The 20,439-nt window shown below is 61.6% G+C and carries 21 protein-coding genes and 1 pseudogene; 18 read left to right on the forward strand and 4 right to left on the reverse strand.

The window, feature by feature from the left end:
• The first annotated feature begins 5 nt into the window (after positions 1-5).
• From F8A10_RS04060 to F8A10_RS04080, 5 genes are all read left to right on the forward strand, one after another.
• The gene (locus F8A10_RS04060; protein ID WP_152366761.1) at positions 6-797 is read left to right on the forward strand and encodes an L-iditol 2-dehydrogenase; all 792 of its coding nucleotides are present in this window, start codon (positions 6-8) and stop codon (positions 795-797) included.
• 12 nt (positions 798-809) lie between these two features.
• A complete protein-coding gene (locus tag F8A10_RS04065; RefSeq protein ID WP_152366762.1) occupies positions 810-1,784 on the forward strand; it encodes a cyclase family protein in 975 nt (324 codons plus the stop codon).
• Between the two features lie 16 nt (positions 1,785-1,800).
• The gene (locus F8A10_RS04070) at positions 1,801-2,616 is read left to right on the forward strand and encodes an alpha/beta fold hydrolase (protein ID WP_152366763.1); all 816 of its coding nucleotides are present in this window, start codon (positions 1,801-1,803) and stop codon (positions 2,614-2,616) included.
• Positions 2,617-2,688: 72 nt separating this feature from the next.
• The gene (locus F8A10_RS04075) at positions 2,689-4,293 is read left to right on the forward strand and encodes a GMC family oxidoreductase (RefSeq protein ID WP_152366764.1); all 1,605 of its coding nucleotides are present in this window, start codon (positions 2,689-2,691) and stop codon (positions 4,291-4,293) included.
• A gap of 56 nt (positions 4,294-4,349) precedes the next feature.
• The gene (locus F8A10_RS04080) at positions 4,350-5,021 is read left to right on the forward strand and encodes a GntR family transcriptional regulator (protein WP_152366765.1); all 672 of its coding nucleotides are present in this window, start codon (positions 4,350-4,352) and stop codon (positions 5,019-5,021) included.
• A gap of 20 nt (positions 5,022-5,041) precedes the next feature.
• On the opposite strand, the gene F8A10_RS04085 is transcribed toward F8A10_RS04080, so the two are convergent.
• Complete coding sequence (locus F8A10_RS04085) at positions 5,042-6,538, reverse strand: aldehyde dehydrogenase (protein WP_152366766.1); 1,497 nt, start codon at positions 6,536-6,538, stop codon at positions 5,042-5,044.
• Positions 6,539-6,636: 98 nt separating this feature from the next.
• Between F8A10_RS04085 and F8A10_RS04090 the strand changes: the two genes are divergently transcribed.
• From F8A10_RS04090 to F8A10_RS04110, 5 genes are all read left to right on the forward strand, one after another.
• On the forward strand, positions 6,637-7,500 hold the full coding sequence (locus F8A10_RS04090) for a transketolase (RefSeq protein ID WP_152366767.1): 864 nt from the start codon (positions 6,637-6,639) through the stop codon (positions 7,498-7,500).
• 1 nt (position 7,501) lies between these two features.
• Positions 7,502-8,488 carry a transketolase family protein gene (locus tag F8A10_RS04095; RefSeq protein WP_152366768.1) on the forward strand — a complete coding sequence of 329 codons (987 nt, stop codon included), beginning with the start codon at positions 7,502-7,504 and terminating at the stop codon, positions 8,486-8,488.
• 59 nt (positions 8,489-8,547) lie between these two features.
• The gene (locus tag F8A10_RS04100; RefSeq protein WP_152366769.1) at positions 8,548-9,780 is read left to right on the forward strand and encodes a sugar ABC transporter substrate-binding protein; all 1,233 of its coding nucleotides are present in this window, start codon (positions 8,548-8,550) and stop codon (positions 9,778-9,780) included.
• Between the two features lie 66 nt (positions 9,781-9,846).
• Positions 9,847-11,340, forward strand: coding sequence for a sugar ABC transporter ATP-binding protein (locus tag F8A10_RS04105; RefSeq protein WP_152366770.1), 1,494 nt, complete (start codon positions 9,847-9,849; stop codon positions 11,338-11,340).
• Positions 11,330-12,358: an ABC transporter permease gene (locus F8A10_RS04110; RefSeq protein ID WP_152366771.1), complete on the forward strand. Its 1,029-nt coding sequence runs from the start codon at positions 11,330-11,332 to the stop codon at positions 12,356-12,358. The genes F8A10_RS04105 and F8A10_RS04110 overlap by 11 nt, the downstream gene beginning before the upstream one ends.
• A 40-nt stretch (positions 12,359-12,398) precedes the next feature.
• Here F8A10_RS04110 and F8A10_RS04115 read toward each other — a convergent pair whose 3' ends face one another.
• On the reverse strand, positions 12,399-13,184 hold the full coding sequence (locus tag F8A10_RS04115) for a shikimate dehydrogenase family protein (RefSeq protein ID WP_152366772.1): 786 nt from the start codon (positions 13,182-13,184) through the stop codon (positions 12,399-12,401).
• Positions 13,185-13,272: 88 nt separating this feature from the next.
• Between F8A10_RS04115 and F8A10_RS04120 the strand changes: the two genes are divergently transcribed.
• From F8A10_RS04120 to F8A10_RS04135, 4 genes are read left to right on the forward strand one after another with little or no spacing between them, the layout of a single operon-like run.
• Positions 13,273-14,391 (forward strand): iron-containing alcohol dehydrogenase, encoded by a 1,119-nt coding sequence (locus tag F8A10_RS04120; protein WP_227493413.1) that lies wholly within the window; start codon positions 13,273-13,275, stop codon positions 14,389-14,391.
• Positions 14,392-14,402: 11 nt separating this feature from the next.
• Positions 14,403-15,092 carry an SDR family NAD(P)-dependent oxidoreductase gene (locus tag F8A10_RS04125; protein WP_152366773.1) on the forward strand — a complete coding sequence of 230 codons (690 nt, stop codon included), beginning with the start codon at positions 14,403-14,405 and terminating at the stop codon, positions 15,090-15,092.
• Positions 15,093-15,103: 11 nt separating this feature from the next.
• Complete coding sequence (locus F8A10_RS04130) at positions 15,104-16,078, forward strand: alcohol dehydrogenase catalytic domain-containing protein (protein WP_152366774.1); 975 nt, start codon at positions 15,104-15,106, stop codon at positions 16,076-16,078.
• Between the two features lie 10 nt (positions 16,079-16,088).
• Positions 16,089-17,561: an NAD-dependent succinate-semialdehyde dehydrogenase gene (locus F8A10_RS04135; protein ID WP_010398717.1), complete on the forward strand. Its 1,473-nt coding sequence runs from the start codon at positions 16,089-16,091 to the stop codon at positions 17,559-17,561.
• A 57-nt stretch (positions 17,562-17,618) separates the two neighbouring features.
• Here the strand turns inward: F8A10_RS04135 and F8A10_RS04140 are convergent.
• A pseudogene (locus F8A10_RS04140) lies at positions 17,619-17,933 on the reverse strand (cell cycle transcriptional regulator TrcR); the annotation flags it as partial.
• Positions 17,934-18,131: 198 nt separating this feature from the next.
• Here F8A10_RS04140 and F8A10_RS21985 point away from each other — a divergent pair.
• Positions 18,132-18,260 carry a DUF3363 domain-containing protein gene (locus tag F8A10_RS21985; RefSeq protein ID WP_454557372.1) on the forward strand — a complete coding sequence of 43 codons (129 nt, stop codon included), beginning with the start codon at positions 18,132-18,134 and terminating at the stop codon, positions 18,258-18,260.
• Between the two features lie 2 nt (positions 18,261-18,262).
• Here F8A10_RS21985 and F8A10_RS04150 read toward each other — a convergent pair whose 3' ends face one another.
• Positions 18,263-18,850, reverse strand: a complete 588-nt coding sequence (locus F8A10_RS04150; protein ID WP_152366775.1) for a TetR/AcrR family transcriptional regulator — start codon at positions 18,848-18,850, stop codon at positions 18,263-18,265.
• A 76-nt stretch (positions 18,851-18,926) separates the two neighbouring features.
• Between F8A10_RS04150 and F8A10_RS21330 the strand changes: the two genes are divergently transcribed.
• The 3 genes from F8A10_RS21330 to F8A10_RS21990 all read left to right on the forward strand — a co-directional run bounded on the left by F8A10_RS21330 (position 18,927) and on the right by F8A10_RS21990 (position 20,370).
• On the forward strand, positions 18,927-19,400 hold the full coding sequence (locus F8A10_RS21330) for an MFS transporter (RefSeq protein ID WP_227493414.1): 474 nt from the start codon (positions 18,927-18,929) through the stop codon (positions 19,398-19,400).
• A 119-nt stretch (positions 19,401-19,519) separates the two neighbouring features.
• A complete protein-coding gene (locus F8A10_RS21335; protein ID WP_227493415.1) occupies positions 19,520-20,176 on the forward strand; it encodes an MFS transporter in 657 nt (218 codons plus the stop codon).
• A complete protein-coding gene (locus F8A10_RS21990; RefSeq protein ID WP_454557373.1) occupies positions 20,116-20,370 on the forward strand; it encodes a helix-turn-helix domain-containing protein in 255 nt (84 codons plus the stop codon). Before F8A10_RS21335 ends, F8A10_RS21990 begins: the two co-directional genes overlap by 61 nt.
• Positions 20,371-20,439 lie beyond the last annotated feature (69 nt).

Below are 20,439 nucleotides of genomic sequence, written 5' to 3' on the forward strand. Positions count from 1 at the left end.
AGTATATGACGAATACCGGACGACTGGAGGGCCGCCATGCTTTGCTGACGGGCACTGCCGGGGGTATCGGCCTTGCCGTGCTTGAGGCCTATCTGGCCGAGGGCGCTCAATGCACCGCAATCGACCTTGCCGATGAACCGTGCGCCGGAATTGCGGCGCTGGCCGCGCGCTTTGGGGATCGGCTGGATTATATTGTTGCTGACGTCTCGGACGCGGGGCAAATGCGGCGGGTCGTGGCGGAGGCCGAAACGCGCCGTGGTGTCGTGGACCTGCTGTTCAACAATGCCGCGATCTTCGATCTTGCCCCGGTAACCGAGGCGAATGAAGAGATGTTCGACAGGCTGTTCTCGGTCAACGTCAGGGGCATGTTCTTTACCATGCAGGCGGTGCTGACGCGTATGGTCCAGGCCGGGGTGCGTGGTGCCGTGGTGAACGTTGCCTCTCAGGCCGGACGACGCGGCGAGCCACTGGTGGCGCATTACTGCGCCTCGAAGGCGGCGGTCATCAGCTATACGCAAAGCGCCGGACTGGCAATGGCCCCTCATGGTATTCGCGTGAACGCTGTGGCACCCGGGATCACGGACACGCCGATGTGGCAGACGGTGGATCGGCTTTATGCGCAAAGCATGGGCGTGCCTGCCGGGGAGCCGACACGGCAATTCATCGGGGCCGTGCCGATGGGGCGCATGGGGCAGCCGCAGGATCTGACGGGTGCTGCGGTGTTTCTTGCCAGCAATGATGCAGCCTTCATCACTTGCCAGACGCTTAATGTCGATGGCGGCACGGTCATGTCATGAGGAGGGTCGCGAATGTGTGATTGCAACAAGACCCATCCCAGCCCGCATATGAGCGTATTGCTGGATGGTCTGCCGACGAACTGGGGTCGCTGGGGCGCCGAGGATGAAGTCGGCGCGCTGAATTTTCTTACTCCGGCCGAGGTGATGCGCGGGGTCGCCTCGGTCCGCAGCGGCAAGATTTTTACGCTACAGGTGCAGATGGGGCATCCCAAGGGCGATCCTGTCTGGCCCGGGCGCCATCCGGCTCAGCGTTTCAATATCATGGACAAAGGGCATTTTCTTTGCGGCGACGGTCCCGAGTTTCCCGGCGGTCACGAATATGCTGATGACGTGATGTTCCTGTATTTGCAGGGTTCGACGCAATATGATGCGCTTGGGCACGTCTGGTATGGGGATCAGATCTGGAATGGCTATGATGCGCGCAGCACCTCGGGCGCGCTGAAAAAGGCCAGCGTTCTGCCCCTTGCCGAGCGTGGCGTGGTAGGTCGCGGGGTGCTGATTGATATTGCCCGCCATCGTGGCAAAGCCGTTCTGGAAAAGGGCGAGACCTTTAACCATCTCGACCTTGAGGCTGTGGCCAAGGCTCAGGGCATCGAGATCCTGCCCCATGACATCTTGCTGGTCCGCACGGGTTGGATCGGTTCATTTTACGACCGCGATCCGGCGGAATTCTATAACGATTTTCGTGAGCCAGGGCTGACCTTCAGCCGCGAGCTGGTCGAGTGGTTTCATGAGCGCGAGATTGCGAATCTTGTCACCGACACGATCGCGAATGAGGTCACCTCGGACCCAGAAACCGGCGTGGTCGTGCCACTTCACTGCGCGCTGATGCGCAACCTCGGTATCGCTTTCACTGAAATTGCGGCGCTTGACGCCCTTGCCGAGGACTGCGCGGCGGACGGGCAGTGGACGTTCCTTTACACGGCTGCGCCGCTGAAAGTCGTCGGTGGTTCTGGAGCGCCGGTCAATCCCGTCGTCATCAAGTAAATCAACGGAGGCTGAGATGCCAAGATCCATCATCGCCGTAAACGGCACTCATCTTTTTGTCGAGGACAGCGGCGAGCCGGACCTGCCGGTGATGCTGTGCCTGCATTCCCTGTTTCTGGATTCGCGCATGTTCGACGGATTGGCCGCGTATTTTACCGGCGAATACCGCATCATTCGGCCCGAGTTCCGGGGACAGGGCCGCAGCGATCTGTCTGATGCCGAGATCATCACCATGGATGACGCCGCCGGGGACATGCTGGCGCTGATCAATCTGTTGGGTCTGCGCGATATTCGTCTGGTCGCGCAGTCCATGGGCGGCGACGTCGGTGTGCGCATGATCCACGCTCGGCCTGAGCTGTTTCGCAGTTGGATCATGCTTGGCTCATCTGTACAGGAAGAGGATCGGGCCAAGATCGCACGTCTGCGCGCCTGGGTCGATCATGCGGGCGAGATGGGCTTCATCAACCAGGCGCTGGATGAAACGATGGAGATCATGCTGGGTGCCAGTACCCGCAGCGATCCTGCCAAGGCCGACCTCGTCGCCCTGTGGCAAGACCGGATCAGTGCCGTGCCGCGACGGCTGCTGCCGGCGATGCGCGGAGTGATCGAGCGCGAGGACGCCTTGCATCTTCTGGATGGCATGACCCTGCCTGTTTTGCTGGTCAACGGCGAAGAGGATTTCCAGCGCCCTCCGGAATGGGCCTGGCAATGTGCAGACCGTCTGGCGAATGCCGAGGTGATGGTGGTGCCCAAGACCGGCCACAGCCCGACGCTCGAGGCGCCCGAGATCGTGTTGCCCCGCGTCCGCTCCTTTCTTGCAGCCCATCGCTAGACTTGGCCCGACGCCGGTCGGGTGAGAGGGGCGCCCGGCCGTTTTTGTCAAATCAATCAAGGGAGGCTCGACTTGGCCGACTATATTATCGTGGGCGGAGGATCCGCCGGCAGTGCCGTGGCCGGTCGTCTGGCCGAGGCCGGCGCAAAGGTGCTGGTTCTGGAATCCGGGCCGCGGGACCGTAACCCGCTGATCCATATCCCGGCAGGTTTCGTGAAGCTGTTGGACAGCAAGCTGCTTTATCACTACGCAACCGAGGCGCAGGCGGGGCTTGATGGCCGTCGCCCCGTGTTGCCGCAAGGCCATGTCCTTGGTGGTGGCGGCTCGGTCAATGCAACGGTTTATATTCGGGGCCAGCGCAGTGATTACGATGGCTGGGCTCAGGACGGAGCAGATGGCTGGTCCTATCGCGACGTCCTGCCCTATTTCCGCCGGGCCGAGGATAACGACCGGCTTGCGGACGAATATCATGGCAATGGGGGGCCGCTGGGGGTTTCAGACCTGCGCCATGTCAATGAGCTGACCCGGGCTTTCCTGCGGGGCGCCCAGCAGGCCGGTATTCCGCTGACGAATGATTTCAACGGGGCGCGGCAACGTGGGGTCGGGCTGAACCAGACCACGACGCGGAATGGTCGCCGCTGTTCTGCCGCGGTCGGCTATCTGCGGCCGGCATTGCGGACCGGCAACTTGGAGATCCGCACCGGCTGTCAGGTCATTCGTATCCTGCTTGAAGGCGACCGCGCTGTCGGTGTGGAATATACCCACAACGGCAAGCTGGAATGTGCGCGCGCCGGTTGTGAGGTGATCTTGTCCGGCGGTGCAATTCAGACCCCGAAACTGCTGATGCTGTCGGGCATCGGTCCCGAGGCCGAGTTGCAAAGACACGGCATTGCGGTCAAGCAGCGGCTGGAAGGTGTCGGTCAGAACCTGCAGGACCACCTTGAATTTCCGGCGATTCGCTTCTGCACCGGCCGCTATGGCTATTTTGGCGAAGATGGTCCGCTGCGTTCGATCAAGAATGGCTTGCAATATCTGTTGTTCGGCACTGGGCCGGTCATGTCCAATGTCACCGAGGCTTGTGCCTTTGTGAATGTGGATGACCCCGAGCAAGAGCCAAACATCCAGATGCATTTCGTGCCTATCGTCTTCATGGAGGGCTATGTCCAGCAGCCGATCAAACGTGCGGGGGTCACGATCAACCCTTGCGTGCTGCGTCCTGAAAGCAGGGGTGAGGTCCGGCTGCGTTGCGCTGATCCTGAAGCTCTGCCTGTTGTCGATCCGCGTTATCTTACCGCTCCCGGGGATATGCGCCTGTCGCTGAAAGGATTGGCTTGCGCCCGGCATATCCTGACCCAGTCTGCCTTTGCCCCTTACGTCGAAAAGGCCGAGGCTTTTCCCGGTGAAGACGTGCAGGACGAAGCCTCGTTGCGGGCTTACATCAGGTCGCGTGGAAAAACGGTTTATCATCCGGTCGGCACCTGTCGCATGGGCAAGGATGACCGCGCGGTCGTGGATCCGGAACTGCGGGTCAGGGGGCTGCGTAACCTGCGGATCGTCGATAACTCGGTCATGCCCAGTCTGATCTCCGGCAACACCAACGCGACGGCAATCATGATCGGTGAAAAGGCCTCGGACCTGATCCGGGGGCTGCCTCCGCTGCCGGCCTCGAACGCCTGAAGCCCTTGTCGCGCAGTTGGGAGGATGCCAAAACGGTTGGGAGGTGAGGTGTAGTGATGACGGCATTGAACAAGATCGCCAAGAGCAATCTTTCCGAGCAGGTCTACAGCTCGATCCGCGAGTCGTTGATGGAGGGGCGCTATCAGCCCGGTGACCGGCTGACCATCGCCAGTCTGGCCGAACAGCTTGGCGTCTCGATCACGCCGGTGCGCGAGGCGATCTTTCGCCTCGTGACCGAGCGGGCGCTGGAAATGCGTGCGGCAACCTCGATCCATGTCCGCCGCCTGACCCCCGAAGAGCTGCGCGAAATCCAGACCATCCGTCATCACATCGAGGGCGAGGCTTCCGCGCAGGCGGCGCTTCGCATCTCGCCCTCCGAACTGAGAGAGCTGGAAAAACTGCAGGCTGCATTCTCACGTGCGGCGGCGACGGACCCTGTCGAGGCCTCGCGTCTGAACCGTGAATTCCATTTCCGGGTCGCCGAGGCCGGCGAGATGCCGCAGATGCTGGCGATCATCGAAGGTATGTGGGCGCAGATGGGGCCGCTCATCCACATGTATCACCTCAATACTCCGCGCAGGGTGCTGGTCAGCGAGGATCACGGCCATTATCCGGTGCTGCGCGCACTTGCAGCCAGGGATCCCGAGGCGGCACGGCAGGCCATTCAGGCCGATATTGGTGTCGGCAGCGTCATGGTTGACTGGCTGGAAACCAACGGGGTGGTATGAACCAGCCCCGTTGATCAGTCTTAAAGCTCGATCCAGGTTGTTTTCAGCTCGGTATATTTATCCAGCGCGTGCAGTGATTTATCGCGACCGTTACCGGATTGCTTGAAACCTCCAAAGGGTACTGTCACGTCGCCGTGGTCATAGCAATTGACCCAGACCGTTCCTGCACGTAGCCGGCGGGCCATTCTGTGCGCCCTTGACAGATCGCGGGTCCAGACCGCTGCGGCCAGCCCGTAACTGCTGTCATTGGCGACCCGCGCCGCCTCCTCGTCATTGGCGACGGTGATGGCTGAAAGGACGGGGCCAAAGATTTCTTCTCGCGCAATGGTCATGTCGTTCGTCACATCGGCAAAGATCGTCGGATTGACGTAGTAGCCATCAAGCGGCGTCTGTGGCCGGTTACCGCCAAGGATAAGCTTTGCGCCTTCCTCTTGTCCCTTGGCGATATAGCTCTCGACCCGGTTGCGATGGTCGGCTTCGACCAACGCACCCATGCGCGTTTCGGGGTTCAACGGATCGCCCGGTCGGATGGCTTTGGCGGTGTCCACCACGATTTCCAGAAACTCGTCGCGGATGCGCTCTGACAGGATCAGGCGCGATGGTGCGACACAGACTTCACCCTGGTTGAAGCAGATGGCCGTGGCTGCACGTTCTGCGGCGGCGCGCAGCTCGGGAACGTCGTCCAGAATGATGTTGGGGGATTTTCCGCCGCACTCCAGCCAGACCCGCTTCATGTTCGACTGCCCGGCATATTGCAGGAACAGCTTCCCGACCTCGCCCGAGCCGGTAAAGGCGACGCAGTCCACATCCATATGCAAACCCAGTGCCTTGCCCGCGGTCGGACCGAATCCGGGCAGTACGTTGAACACACCGTCCGGAATGCCGGCTTCGGCGGCAAGTTCGGCCAGGCGGATCGCAGTCAGCGGCGATTGTTCGGCAGGTTTGAGAATGACCGAGTTGCCGGCGGCCAGGGCAGGGGCCAGCTTCCATGCGGCCATAAGCATTGGAAAGTTCCAGGGAACCACTGCTGCCACCACGCCGATCGCTTCACGCGTGATCAGACCCAGCTGGCCAGGACCAGTGGGGGCAATCTCGTCATAAAGCTTGTCGGAACACTCTGCGTACCATTGCAGCGTCTCCAGCACGACATGCACGTCGATGGCGCGGCTTTCGGCAATGGGCTTGCCCATGTCCAGTGTTTCCAGAACAGCAAGCTGGTCCATGTCACGCTCGAACAGTTCAGCAAAGCGAAGCAAGACGCGTTTGCGATCCTTGGGAGCCATGTCGCGCCAGACCCCGGTCTCAAACGCGCGGCGGGCGGCCAGGACAGCACGGTCAACGTCCTCTGTATCACAAGAGGCGACTTGCGCGATGACTTGACCGTCGCGGGGCGAGATATTGTCAAATGTGGCGCCGGACGCTGCATCGACGAACCGGCCGTCGATAAATGCCTGCCCGTTCAATGCCAGCTTGGCCCGGATCGCGGCAATGTCGGATTTCGTCAGGGAAAGGGTCACTTCCTATCCTCCCATTTGTTAGTGACATATATCATATATGATGTTAAGAAGGGGAGACACAAGGATTCGTTGCCAGCGGAGCAACAGGAGGAGAAGCGGTGACCGCACCCATCAGAAATGACTTTCGTCCGAGCGAGGCCGAGATTGCATATCTTCGCGACCGTGCTCAATTCGTGCGGCTAGAGACCATTCGGCTGATCGAGATCGCCAAGGTCGGGCATTACACGTCGGTGTTTTCGGCGGCTGAAATCTTTTCGGCGCTATACTATGACGTTATGCGGCTTGAGGCCGATCCGAAACATCCTGACCGTGACCGCTTCCTGATGGGCAAGGGGCATGCGGCGGTAGGCCTGTTCCCCATCCTGGCGGAAAAGGGCTATCTGCCGGTCGAGGTTCTGAATGGATATACCCGGCTTGGTAATCCGCTTGGGGACCATCCCGATATGCGCAAGGTGCCGGGTGTTGACTTTTCGTCAGGCTCGATCGGCCATGCGCTGTCGAATGGTGTCGGTATGGCGCTGGGCGGCCGGATGCAGGGGCGTGATTTCATCACCTTTGTCATGCTGGGCGACGGCGAGATGCAGGAAGGTCAGGTCTGGGAGGCCGCGATCAGTGCCGCCCATCATAAGCTGAACCGGCTGATCGCCATTGTGGATCGCAACGGTTTTCAGCTGGATGGGGCGGTTGATGATGTCATGGGCATTGAGCCCCTGGATGAAAAATGGCGCGCCTTTGGCTGGGAGGTCCATGTCGTGGATGGCCACGATATCGGCGGGCTGACCGAGGCTCTGCGTCGCGCCAAGGCCGACGTAAGCCGCAAACGACCGTGCTGCATCATTGCCCGTACCGTGAAAGGCAAGGGTGTCAGCTATATGGAAACCGAGCCGGGCTGGCATCTGGGCTATCTGGATCCGTCGGATGCCGAGGCGGCGCGCCGCGAAATCCTGTCGAAGGTGATCTGACATGACCATCTACACCCGCCCGCAGTCGCCAAATTCCTGGCATTACCGGGAGCTGAACCAGAAAAATCCGGGCCTTGATCATCTGTCCAACGGCCTGATCTCGTTGGTCGAGGCCGGGCATCCGGTCGTCGCTGGCTCTGCCGATCTGCAGTATTCGAATGGCCTGAATCGTTTTGCCCAGCGTTATCCGGATCGCTATGTCGGTTTTGGCATTTCCGAACAGAACATGGTCTCGGCCGCGGCTGGCATCGCCACCACTGGAATGATGCCCTATGTTGCGACTTTTGCGTCGTTTCTGGGGTTGCTGACCTGTGAACAGATCCGCATGGATGTTGCCTATTGTGCACTGCCGGTGCGGCTGATCGGTCATCACACCGGCATCTCGATGGGGTTCTACGGTACCTCGCATCATGCGACAGAGGATATCGGCACGATGCGCTCGATTGCCGACCTGACCGTGGTTTCAACTGCCGATGGACCGCAGCTTGAGGCGGCGATCCGTGCCAGTGCCGATCACGACCGGCCGATCTATTTCCGCACCGGACGCGGCCGCGAGCCAGACTTGTATGATCCCTCGCAGCCTTTTGTCTTTGGGAAGGCAATCGAGCATGCCCGGGGTGAGGAGGTGACGGTGATCGCGTGCGGTCTGTCAGTGCATCCGGCCGTGCAGTCGGCAAGACGCCTGAACGGCGAAGGCCGCAGTGTCGGTGTTCTGGATATGGCGACGGTGAAGCCCCTTGATCGCGACGCCATCCTTGAGGCGGCGTCGCGCTCGAAGGTGATCCTCACCATCGAGGAACACAATATCCTTGGAGGACTTGGCGCGGCGGTCGCCGAGGTTCTGGCCGAAGAGGGCTCTCCGGCCCGGCTCGTGCGCCACGGCATCCGCGACGAATATGCACTGATTGCGCCGCCAACGCATCTTTACGCCCATTACCGGCTGGATGAGGCCGGTATCGAGTCGGTGATCCGCGAGATCATCGGCTGATCAAGGTCCCGCGCGCCAAGGGGGAGGCGCGCGAACCATCACATACAGGGAGAGAGTCGATGAAACATGCTGCCGCCTCGGCTGCGGTCCTGATGTCACTTGCACTGGTTGCGCCCGTGCTGGCTCAGGACAAGGCCGAAATCTATACGCTCATGCCGAATTCAGCGCTGTCGGGTGTCATTGATCCGCAGATGGCGAGCCGCGCGGACATTCCGAAGGCACTGCCGACCGCTCTGCGGAATCCCGAGGACAGCCTGATCATCGGCTGGTCCGAGATCACCCTCGGTAACCCCTGGTTCATCGAAGTAGTGGAATCCGCCAGGGCCAAGGCTGCCGAATATGGCTATGAGGTTGATGTGCAGGTCGCGGATGGCGATCCCGCCAGGACCAGCGCGCAATTCGACGCCTTTATCGCGCGCGGTGTCGATGTGATCGTTGTTGATCCGACCGATCTTGCCGCGACCGCTGCCGATGCCCAACGCGCCGTCGATGCAGGCATTCCCGTTATTGCCCTGGGCACTGTCCCCGACGACAGCCCCATTGTGACCACGGTGCTTTTCAGCCCTTATGGCAACGGTTTCGAGGCCGGGCGTTATGTCGCACAGCATTATGGACCCGAGACTTTGATCGAAGCGGCAGCGATCATTGGTACGGTGGGCAACTCGACATCGGAAAGCCGGGTCAACGGCATGATCTCGGGCATTGTCTATGAGCGATCCGAACAGCTCGGGCTGGGCATGTCGCGAGAGGATGCGATGCTTTCGGGTTTCAACAAGTTTCAGGAGCTGAAGACGCGGGGCTCGTTCACCTACCCAGAGGTCAAGCTGGATGTTCTGGCGATGGGGGTCGGCCAGTGGACCGAGGAAGGTGGTCTTAACGCGGCCGAGGACATCCTTTCGGCCCACGGCCGCAAGTTGAACATCATTCTGGCCGAGAATGACTTCATGGGCATGGGCGCGCTGCGGGCGCTTGAGAACCGGGGGCTCAAGGACAAGATTGCGATAGCCAATGCCGCCGACGGCTTCCGCGTGTCGCTGGATCTGGTCAGGTCGGGCGAGATGCTGGTGACAGGACTCAACTCGGGACGCCACAATGGCATCGCGGTGATAGAGTTGATCCACCAGATCTTTGATCAAGGCTTTGATGCCAATGATATGCCGCTTGGATCCTATTTCCCGCCGGCCATTGCCACCAAGGACAATGTGGAAGAGGTCATCGATCCGGACACTTCGAACCCGTTCTTCCGCTATATCATCCCGCCTTTTCGCACGATCCCGCAGATGAACGGCTGAGCATCCTTTGGATACGATCCTCTGGACGGTCACATCCGGTCTGCAAAAATCTGAAAGGAGCTGGCGATGGAACGCCTGAGCATGCAAGGCATCTCAAAGGCTTTCGGCGGAATTGCGGCCTTACGTGGAGCCACATTCTCGGCTCGCGCGGGCGAGGTTCATGCCCTGATGGGCGAAAACGGAGCCGGCAAGTCCACTCTCATGAAGATCCTGTCCGGCGCCTATCACCATGATGGAGGTGATATCCGTATCGACGGTACGCCGGTCGGCATCCACACTCCGCAGGACGCCATAAGTCGAGGTGTTTCGGTCATTTATCAGGAGTTCTCGCTGGCCAGACATCTGACCGTGGCCGAGAATATCCTGTTGGATCGGCTGGGCCGTCAGCGCCTGATCGACCATCGCGCGCTTGAGATGCGCGCGGCCGAATTGCTGGCCGAAATGGGCTTTCCCGAAATCGACCCGCGCGGCACGGTTGGTGATCTGCCGGTCGCATTTCAGCAGGTAGTTGAGATCTGCAAGGCCCTTTCCCGGGAATGCTCGATCCTTGTTCTGGATGAGCCGACCGCGGTTTTGACCACGTATGAGGCAGAAAAACTGTTTGCTCTGGTGGGCCGGCTGCGTGCCCGAGGGGTCTGCATCATTTATATTTCCCATCGGCTGGATGAAGTCTTTGCCCTTTGCGATCGCGTGACGGTCCTGAAGGACGGTGCCACGGTCGGCACCTGGCCGGTGGCCGAACTTGATCATGAGCGGCTGACAAATTTGATGATCGGGCGTGAGCTTAGCGACTTCTTTCCATCGCGCGAGGCGCAGATTGGCCCGATCATCCTGGAGCTGAACCAGCTGATGCTCGCGCCGGGAGCGCCTGCCTTGGATCTGGCGGTCCGACGTGGCGAGGTGTTGGGTATCGGCGGACTGGTTGGAGCGGGGCGGACCGAGGTGCTGCGCGCGATATTTGGCGCGGATCCCATTGCGGACGGAAAGATCCTGTTACGTGGTCAGCCGTTTCGTCCGCATAATCCCGGCGATGCGGTGCGTGCCGGGATTGGGTTGGTTCCCGAGGATCGCAAGCAGCAAGGAGTGCTCTTGGATCTGCCGATCTTGACCAATGCGCTGATGACGCCGGTCAATCCACATCTGTGGCGGCTGGGCCTGCTGCGCGACCGCCGCGAGCGCAAGGCGGTGCGGAATCTGTCTCAGTCTCTGCGCCTCAAGGCAGCAAGTCTCGACGTCGAGGCTGGAACGCTTTCGGGCGGGAATCAGCAGAAGGTCGCACTGATGAAGTGGCTGGTCTCGGGCTGCGAAGTGCTGCTTTTGGACGAACCCACGCGCGGTGTCGATGTCGGCGCGAAAGTCGAGATCTATCGGGTCATCAACGAACTGGCTGCGCAAGGTACGGCTGTGGTCATGGTTTCGTCCGAGATGCTGGAGCTGATCGGCATGTGCGATCGTGTTCTGGTCATGCATGCCGGTGCAATTGCCGGCGAATTGGCGGGCGCCTCCCTGACCGAAGAAAACATCATTGAACTGGCGATGGGGCGGGAACATGTCCACTGAAACGGCAAACTTGCAGCCAGCCGAGCAGCGCCGCCGGGGGATGATCGCGCTGGCCTGGCTGATAAAATACAATATCTATGTCATGCTTTTGACGCTGATCGTGGCTTCGTCGCTGCTCTCCGAACATTTTCTGACAGTGCAGAACGTGTTCAACCTGCTGCGACAGCTTGCCCCGCTGGCGCTGGTTTCGTTGGGCATGCTGCTGGTGATCCTGACTGGTGGCATCGACCTGTCGGTGGGCTCGGTCGCCGCTATCGGGGGGATGGCTATTGCGATGACAATGCCTGCCATGCCGATAGAGGGGGCAGGAGCTCTGGTCTTTTGCGTTCTTGCAGCGACAGCATGTGGCGTGGTGCTGGGGGCTGTGAATGGCGTGCTGGTCGCAGGCTTCGGTATGGCCTCTTTCGTCGCCACGCTGGCGATGATGACCATGGCGCGCGGCATTGCCTATATGCTGTCGAACGGGCAGCCAGTCCGTTTCCCGCGTGAACTGCCGACTGCCCAGATCCTGACTGCATTTGGTGCCAAAGGGGTTCCAGGCATCGGTCTGCCCTGGCCGGTGGTGGGAGCACTTGTCATCGTGTTGTTGTTCACATTCCTGTTGCGGCGCTCCAGCTGGGGGCGGCTGACTGTTGCGACGGGCAGCAACGAAACAGCAGTGCGGCTCGCAGGGCTGCCGGTCGCGCGCTACAAGTTTCTCGCCTACACCATTTGTGGCGGGCTTAGTGCATTGGCTGGTATCCTTGTGACCGCCCGGACAGCCGTGGGCACCCCGGTGACAGGCGCTGGGCTTGAACTGGACGCGATCGCTGCCTGTGTGATCGGGGGCGCGCTTTTGTCCGGAGGAAAAGGCAGTGTGATCAACACCATGGTCGGTGTTCTGATCCTGGGGCTTATCGGAAACATCATGAACCTGATGAGTGTTCCGGCCTATCCGCAACAGATCATCAAGGGCGCTATCATCATCCTTGCGGTGCTGCTTCAGGGCGTCGGGGCGGCGGCCCGCCAGCGCGTCTGACAAGATGGTCCGCGCCGGTCAGGACGCGGGCCGTTTGATTTCAGGCCACGAAGTCGACCAGCAGCCGAATTTGCTGCTCGATCATGTGGATGCCTTTGTGGATATGGCAGCCGCGCGCCTCGGCAGCAGCCAGAAGCGGGGTGACATCCGGCTGCATTACCACTTCTGCGACCACGGTGCCGGGGGTCAGCCGGTCAGGATCGACTGGTAGTGCATCGCCTTCATGCATTCCAAGCGAGGTGCCGTTGATGACCAGATCAAAGTCTTTTGGATCGGCCTTGCCAGTTCTGATCTCGATCTGCGGGAACGCTGCGCGCAGTTGTTCTGCCAGTTGTTCGGCCTTGTCGGGAGATCGGTTGGTGATGAACAGTTTGGCGACCCCGGCAGACGCGAGAGCATGCGCCAGTCCCGAGGCCGCACCTCCTGCGCCGACCAGGAGTACGCGCCGACCTGTCGGCTCATGTCCCCGGTCACGCAGGCCAGCGACAAAGCCCTCACCATCGAACATCGCGCCAGTCAGAATGCCGTCGGCTTCACGCCGGACGACATTGCAGACGCCCAGCAGCCGCGCCGCGCCGGTCAGGCGGTCGCAAAGTGCCGCTGCGCTGTTCTTGTGCGGGATGGTGATCACCATGCCAGCCAGATTGCCGATGTGGCGCAGGGCTTCGACTGTAGCGGGCAGCATCTCTGGCGTGACATCCAGCGGGACCATGGCAATGTCGAGGCCGCGCCTCGCGCATTCGGCATTGAACACGGGTGGGGTGCGCACGTGGCGACAGGGGTGTGCCAGCAGCGGCACGAAACGGGTAGCTCCGGTGATCGTCATCATCTCCTCCGATGGACATAAAGATCGCCCTTGTGGCGACGGTCAAAACATATATGATATATGATAAAGAGGAAGGCGAGGGAAATCCATGGATCCACTGGCGATTTTTGATGCGAGCATGCAGGTGTTTGGCGCCCCCGGTCGCTATGTGCAGGGTCGTGACCTGCTGGACCGGGTGGGCAGCTTTGTCGCGCAGCTTGGTAAATCCGGGGTGCTTGTCGCTGATGCTCAGGTGCTGCCGCTGATTGAGGCACGGGTAAAGGCAAGCTGCCGGCAAGCAGGTGTCGGGCTTGAGGTTCTGCCATTTTCGGGCCAGCTCCTCGCGGACACGGCCCTGCAACTGGATCAGACTCTTGGGGCGCAGCTGCCTGAGGTCGTCATCGCGGCAGGTGGCGGACGGGCCATTGATGCGGGAAAGGCTCTGGCTGATCGGCGCGGGTTGCGGCTGGTTACTGTACCGACTGTTGCCTCGAATGATGCACCGACCAGTAAGAACTACGTGCTTTACGATGAACACGGCCATCTGTCCGAGGTACGGCATCTGCCGTACAATCCCGATTTCGTCGTTGTCGACACGGTTTTGCTGGCGGGTGCACCGCAGGCCATGTTTGCCGCCGGTCTTGGTGACGCGCTGTCCAAAGGGGCCGAGGCCCTGGCTTGCGCACAGGGTCAGGGCTTGACCATGTTCATGGCACGCCCGCCGCGTATCGCGACACTGATTGCCGCGACTTGCCATGACACGCTACTCGTCCATGGTGCTGCTGCCTACGACGCGGCAGGGTCGGGACAGCCGACTGCGGATTTCGAGTTTGCGGTCGAGGCGATGATCCTGATGGCCGGCCTGGGTTTTGAGAGCGGTGGTCTTTCAGTGCCACATGCGTTGACGCGTGGTCTTTCGCTTCTGCATGGGGCGGCGCCGATGCCGCATGGGCATGAGGTCGCATATGGGCTGACCGTCCATCACCGGTTGCTTGGAGGACGGCTGCCAGACGATATGGTTGCGCTATACGATCATGTTGGCCTGCCGCGCAGTCTGCGGGAGCTGACCGGCCGGGCTGTCACGACCAAGCAGATCGAAGCCGTCGCCCGGGCTGCCATGCCCGTGCGGCACATGCTGAACTTTCCCCGGTTGCTGGGCCTGTCTGATCTGGTCGCAGCCATGACCACTATCGAGGCTGAAGCCGAGGCTTCGGTTTCCGTCAGTTAGGAGAGGGCTTGATGACACGACTCGCGATTGTCACCGGCGGCGGGACCGGCATCGGGCGCGCCGTAGGTGAGGTGCTCTTGGCCGCCGGCTGGCGTGTTTGCGCGCTGGGTCTGGACCGGGACGACGATCTGCCGGCAACCATTGAATTTTCGTTTGTGGACCTGACCGACATGGCTGCCTGTCTGGCGGTTCTGCCTGAGGAGTCAGTTGCCGGTCTGGTCAATTGTGCGGGCATATTGCGCCACCAGCACGAGTGGGAAACCAGAAACTTTGAACAGGTGATGCATGTCAATGTGACGGCGGGTTTTGCTTTGGCCAATGCGTTGTTGCCTCGGCTTGAGGCCGGGCAAGGCGCGGTTGTGAACGTTGCATCGATGTGGGCAATTTTCGGTTCCCCGGGGGCGCCGGCCTATACGGCCAGCAAAGGTGCTGTGGCGGCGCTGACCCGATCGCAGGCCGTGGCATGGGCGCCGCGTGGTGTACGGGTCAACGCCATTGCTCCCGGCTGGGTCGAAACCCGGATCTCGGCCCGGGCCCGCAATGATGCAGCTCGTGCAGAAAGCATAGCCCGCCGGATCCCGCTGGGGAGATGGGCGCAACCAATTGAAATCGCAGAAGTTGTCCGTTTCCTGCTGTCGCCCGAGGCGAGTTATGTGACTGGAGCTTTGATCCCGATCGACGGAGGGTATTCGATATGCTGACAGCTGAAAGAATGAAAGCGTGGGTTCAACATGACACCGGAGATCCGGGGGTTCTGCAGCTCGAAGATCGCCCAATCCCGCGACCCGGTCCGGGCGAGGTGCTGGTGCGCAACCGCGCTATCGGATTGAACCCAGTCGATTGGAAGTTCATCCGTTGGGGGCATGAGGGCTGGGACTGGCCGCATATTCCCGGCGTCGATGGCGCGGGTGAGGTTGTCGCCTTGGGCTCGCTGGTGTCTCGCCTTTGTCCCGGAACGCCGGTCGCATATCACAATGATCTGCTGCGTCCTGGTTCGTTTGCGGAATATACGCTGATCCCTGCACGTGCTGCCATTCCGTTGCCCGCTGCGTTGCCTTTTCCTGCCGCCGCGGCGATTCCCTGCCCGGGTCTGACGGCGCGGCAGGCGATCGAAAAGCTTCCATTGAAACCCGGCGCTCATGTACTGCTGACCGGTGCCTCGGGGGCAGTAGGCGGTGCGCTGATGCAACTGGCCCGTGAACGCGGCTGGATCATCCATGCCGTGGGTTCTGCATCACAGGCAGAACGCCTGCTGCGGCTGGGCGCTGCAACGGTGACCGATTACCGCCGGCCGGACTGGTGCGAGAGATGGGCTGCACGTGTTCAGCAGCACCCCTTGCAGGCCGTGATCGACATGGTTAGCGGCGCTCATGCCGCGAGCCTTGCTTCGCTTATTGCCGCCAACGGTCATCTGGTCTGTATCCAGGACCGGCAGGAAAGCGCGCCTCTGGCCGCCTTTACCACCACGATCTCGTTGCATGAGGTCGGGCTCAACGCCTTGCATCATCACGGCAGCGATAGACAATGGGCCGAACTTGTCGCTGCGGGCAGCGATATCGCCCGCCGGATGCTGGACGGAAGCTTCGACCCGCAGTTGATCGAAGTTGCTGGCTTTGACCAGTTGCCCGCCGCGCTGGAGCGGCTGAAGTCGGGGCCGAACCCCGGCAATCGCGTCGTCACCTTATAAGGACTTTTTCATGACGAACCATCCGACGGATCTGCGGCTTTTGCTCCGGGACCCCACGCTTTTTGAAACGCGGGCCTATGTTGCTGGCGAGTGGATCGCGGCCGCTGACGGCAAGACCTTCCCGGTGGTGAACCCGGCGCGCGGCGATGTGATCGCCGAGGTGGCCGACCTGTCGCGCGCCGAGGTCGCCCGCGCCATCGAGGCCTCGGCTCAGGCGATGAAGGGCTGGGCCGCCCGCACCGCCAAAGAACGCGCACAGGTGATGCGCAAATGGTTCGACCTGATGATCGAAAACCAGGACGATCTGGGAAAGATCCTGACCGCCGAACAGGGAAAACCGCTGCCCGAGGCCAGGGGCGAGATCGCCTATGGCGCCAGCTTTATCGAGTGGTTCGGCGAAGAGGCCAAGCGCATCTATGGCGAGACCATTCCCGGTCATATGCCCGACAAGCGCCTGACCGTGATCCGCCAACCGATCGGAGTGGTCGGCTCGATCACGCCGTGGAACTTTCCCAACGCGATGATCACCCGCAAATGCGGCCCGGCCATCGCCGCCGGCTGCGGATTTGTTGGCCGCCCCGCCGCCGAGACACCGCTTTCGGCGCTGGCGCTGGCCGTGCTTGCCGAACGCGCGGGCGTGCCCAAGGGGTTGTTCAGCATCGTGACCTCATCGCGATCGTCCGACATCGGCAAAGAATTCTGCGAGAACCCGCTGATCCGGAAACTGACCTTTACCGGCTCGACCGAGGTGGGGCGCATCCTGCTGCGTCAGGCCGCCGGTCAGGTGCTGAAATGCTCGATGGAGCTTGGCGGCAACGCCCCCTTCATCGTCTTTGACGATGCGGATCTGGATGCCGCGGTCGAAGGCGCCATGGCCTCGAAGTTCCGCAACAACGGCCAGACCTGCGTCTGTGCCAACCGCATCTATGTACAGGCTGGCGTCTATGACGAATTTGCCCGGCGTCTGGCGGCGGCGGCGGACAAGCTGCGCGTCGGCGACGGGCTTGAAGACGGCGTCACCACCGGCCCGCTGATCAATCAGGCTGCGGTCGAAAAGGTGCAGGAGCACATTCAGGACGCCCTTGAAGGCGGCGGACAGGTGCTCACCGGCGGCAAACCGCGCGAGGGGCTGTTCTTTGAGCCGACCGTCATAACCGGGATCACCGACAAGATGAAGGTCGCGCAGGAAGAGACCTTTGGCCCGCTTGCCCCCCTGTTCCGCTTTGACACCGAGACAGAGGTGATCGAGCGCGCCAATGCGACGATCTTTGGCCTTGCGGCCTATTTCTACGCCCGGGACATCGGCCGTATTACCCGGGTTCAGGAGGCGCTGGAATACGGTATCGTCGGCGTGAACACCGGGATCATCTCGACCGAAGTCGCGCCCTTTGGCGGTGTCAAGCAATCGGGCCTTGGCCGCGAAGGCTCGCGCCACGGCATCGAGGACTATCTTGAAATGAAATACATCTGCCTCTCTGTCTGAATCCGTCAGAGCCAGAGAAGCGGAAAACCCCGGAGCATCGCTCCGGGGTTGCCGGGATCAGCGATCCTCGTCTTCGTCGTCGCCATCCGCATCGGGCAGGTTGAAAAAGCTGTCCGCATCCAGATCTTCTGCGGGCTTTTCGTCCTCATCGTCCCGGGTAAGGGTGAAATTCTCAAGCCCCGCGATGGACGAGGGCAAGCGCGGCTCATCCGACATCGCAAGCGAAGTCTCGGTCGACAGCAGTTTGCGACGTTCATCATCGGTCATCATGCCGCCCTCAGCAGCCTTGCGCTTGGCTGCCTTTTGCACGGCAGCATCAAGCTCGGACTGGCGGCAAAGCCCCAAAGCAACAGGGTCGATGGGCTGGATGTTCAATCTGGCCGAAGTGTGGGGGCTACGCCCGGAACCTGCTGGGCATGCTGTGCAATCGGGAACTGGAAGCCGCCAAGGACATTGCCACCGACACCGGCTTTGGAGCATCGACCCGTAAGGGACGGTCAGCGCGTGGCCGGCATCTACCGGCGCAGCGTCATGCTCGCCAGCGGGCGGTAAGCGATGCTGGACGACGCCATGGGCTTCTTGCTTGTGCCATGGCGTCTGGCGATCCAACAACGGCTGGGGCAGCAGCTTGCTGCGACGGTGCGCGATGATGGCGTGTCGTGGGAGATTGGGCGGCAGCGTGGCCTTGACGTCTCGTAAGGCTATCGCTTGACCAACAGCCCGCGCAGCGACAATTCCAGAGCGTCCACGGCCTGCGCCAGTCGCGCACTGCCGTCCTCGCCGTCAGCGATCCAGAACGCCGCTTCGGCCAGCCCGCCGTGGATCAGCGATGCCAAAGCCTGCGGGTCAGCCTCGGCCACGATACCTTGGCGTATGAGGTTGTCGATCATCCGCTGCATCGACTGGATGCAATGGCGCTGCGAGTCCGGCGAGGTACCGTCCAGTACTGCCCTGGCGTCGCGCAGCACGATGCGTTGGATTTCCGGCTCCAGTGCCATTTCCAGATAGGCACGGCAGCGGCCACGAAAACCTTCCCACGCATCCTCGGCTGTGTCGGAAACGGCTTGCCGGCGCTGATCCGTCTCGGCGTCGATCTGCTCCACCACAGCAGCCAGCAAGCCCTTCTTGTCGCCGAAGTGGTAATAGAGCGCGCCACGGGTCAGGTTCGCCTGCGCGGTGAGGTCGTCCATCGAAGTGTCGGCGTAACCGTGCCCGGTGAAGACCCGGCGAGCGGTCGCCAGCCGCGTGGCGCGGGTTTCTTCCATCTCGGCGCGGGTGCGGCGAACCATCCGTCTTCTCCTTACATACGACGCACATGATTATTTGCAGACAGCACGTATGATTGTACGACCCTAATCATACTCCTTGCATGTATTTTCGCCGCATAGCGTTGCCTTGGCAAACGGATGCTTCCTGGAGAACGAAACGGCCAACCCTTATCGAGAATTTTTCGCCGCACGCGGCACAACAGGCTTTGCCCTGGCCGGCCTGTTGGCGCGCATTCCGCTGCCGATGACGGGCATCGGTATCATCACCATGCTGTCGCAACTGCGCGGCAGCTACGCGCTGGCGGGGGCGGTATCCGCCACCTTCGTGCTGACCTACGCGCTGCTGTCGCCGCAAATCTCCCGGCTGGTGGATCGGCGTGGACAGGGCCGCGTGCTGCCCTCAGCCACGGCCATCAGCGTCGTTGGCCTGCTGCTTCTGCTCGCGGGTTCCTGGTGGCAGGCGGCCGGCTGGACATTGTTCATCGGCGCCGTGCTGGCTGGCTTCATGCCCAGCATGTCGGCGATGGTGCGTGCACGCTGGACGGCGCTGTACCGGGGCCAGCCACGCTAGCAGACAGCCTGTTCGCCGGAAACGGTGTTCGATGAAGCCACCTTCATCGCCGGGGCGCCGCTGTCGGTCGGGTTGTCCGTTGCAGTGTTTCCCCAGGCTGGCCCGCTGGCAGGGCGCTGTTGCTGATCCCGGGTGTTTTCGCCTTGGTCGTGCAGCGCGGCACCGAGCCGCCGGTCGAGGCGCAAGACGCCACCAAGGACGGTTTGGGATCGGTGACCCGGCTGGCGAACGTGCGACTGCTGGCGCTGCTGATGGTGGCCACGGGCGTCCTGGTCGGCACTGTGGACATCGTCAGCGTGGCCTTCGCCGAACAAATGGGCCAGCCGGCAGCGGCCAGCCTGGTCTTGTCGGCCTATGCCGTGGGTTCCTGCTTGGCCCGGCTGCTGTTCGGCGCAATCAAGCTGCAAACGCCATTGCATCGCCTGTTGCTGCTGGGCGGGCTGGCAACCGCCGCAACCACCTTGCCTCTGCTGCTGGTTGGCAGCGTCGCCGCGCTGGCGGGGGCGGTGCTGGTGGCGGGACTGTTCTTCGCGCCCACCATGATTGTGGCCATGTCGCTGGTCGAGCGACTGATGCCCGAGCACCGGCTGACCGAAGGCATGACCTGGCTGCTGGCCGGGCTGAATGTTGGCGTGACGCTGTGCGCTGCGGCATCCGGCCAGGTGGTCGATGACAGTGGCGCACGGGCTGGATTCACCGTCGCGCTCTGCGGCAGGTGCGGTGGTGTTGCTCGTGGCGCTGTGGGGGCATCAGCGCCTGCGCGAACACAGCTCTGAGTTTGGCTGAAAGAGGTTTACCATGGAGCTTCCTCATCTGCGTTGCTTCCTGGCCGTTGCCGAAGAACTGCACTTCGCGCGTAGCAGCCGAGCGACTGCATATCGAGCAATCACCGCTGTCGCGCGCCATCAAGGAACTGGAGGAAGAACTGGCGTGGTGCTGTTCGCCCGTATCACGCGCAGCACCCGCCTGACCCGCGTCGGCGAGCTGTTCCCCCGCGTCTTCGCCGCCTTGCAGCAGGCGCGCGACAGCGTGAAGGCGG

Origin of the sequence: Paracoccus kondratievae (assembly GCF_009301415.1) — a bacterium.
Lineage (GTDB): Bacteria > Pseudomonadota > Alphaproteobacteria > Rhodobacterales > Rhodobacteraceae > Paracoccus > Paracoccus kondratievae.

Coding starts and splice junctions, on each gene's coding strand:
- F8A10_RS04060 (WP_152366761.1), top strand. CDS start 6: ATGACGAATACCGGACGACTGGAGGGCCGCCATGCTTTGCTGACGGGC.
- F8A10_RS04065 (WP_152366762.1), top strand. CDS start 810: ATGTGTGATTGCAACAAGACCCATCCCAGCCCGCATATGAGCGTATTG.
- F8A10_RS04070 (WP_152366763.1), top strand. CDS start 1,801: ATGCCAAGATCCATCATCGCCGTAAACGGCACTCATCTTTTTGTCGAG.
- F8A10_RS04080 (WP_152366765.1), top strand. CDS start 4,350: ATGACGGCATTGAACAAGATCGCCAAGAGCAATCTTTCCGAGCAGGTC.
- F8A10_RS04095 (WP_152366768.1), top strand. CDS start 7,502: ATGACCATCTACACCCGCCCGCAGTCGCCAAATTCCTGGCATTACCGG.
- F8A10_RS04100 (WP_152366769.1), top strand. CDS start 8,548: ATGAAACATGCTGCCGCCTCGGCTGCGGTCCTGATGTCACTTGCACTG.
- F8A10_RS04105 (WP_152366770.1), top strand. CDS start 9,847: ATGGAACGCCTGAGCATGCAAGGCATCTCAAAGGCTTTCGGCGGAATT.
- F8A10_RS04110 (WP_152366771.1), top strand. CDS start 11,330: ATGTCCACTGAAACGGCAAACTTGCAGCCAGCCGAGCAGCGCCGCCGG.
- F8A10_RS04115 (WP_152366772.1), bottom strand. CDS start 13,184: ATGACGATCACCGGAGCTACCCGTTTCGTGCCGCTGCTGGCACACCCC.
- F8A10_RS04120 (WP_227493413.1), top strand. CDS start 13,273: ATGGATCCACTGGCGATTTTTGATGCGAGCATGCAGGTGTTTGGCGCC.
- F8A10_RS04125 (WP_152366773.1), top strand. CDS start 14,403: ATGACACGACTCGCGATTGTCACCGGCGGCGGGACCGGCATCGGGCGC.
- F8A10_RS04130 (WP_152366774.1), top strand. CDS start 15,104: ATGAAAGCGTGGGTTCAACATGACACCGGAGATCCGGGGGTTCTGCAG.
- F8A10_RS04135 (WP_010398717.1), top strand. CDS start 16,089: ATGACGAACCATCCGACGGATCTGCGGCTTTTGCTCCGGGACCCCACG.
- F8A10_RS21985 (WP_454557372.1), top strand. CDS start 18,132: ATGGGCTTCTTGCTTGTGCCATGGCGTCTGGCGATCCAACAACGGCTG.
- F8A10_RS04150 (WP_152366775.1), bottom strand. CDS start 18,850: ATGGTTCGCCGCACCCGCGCCGAGATGGAAGAAACCCGCGCCACGCGG.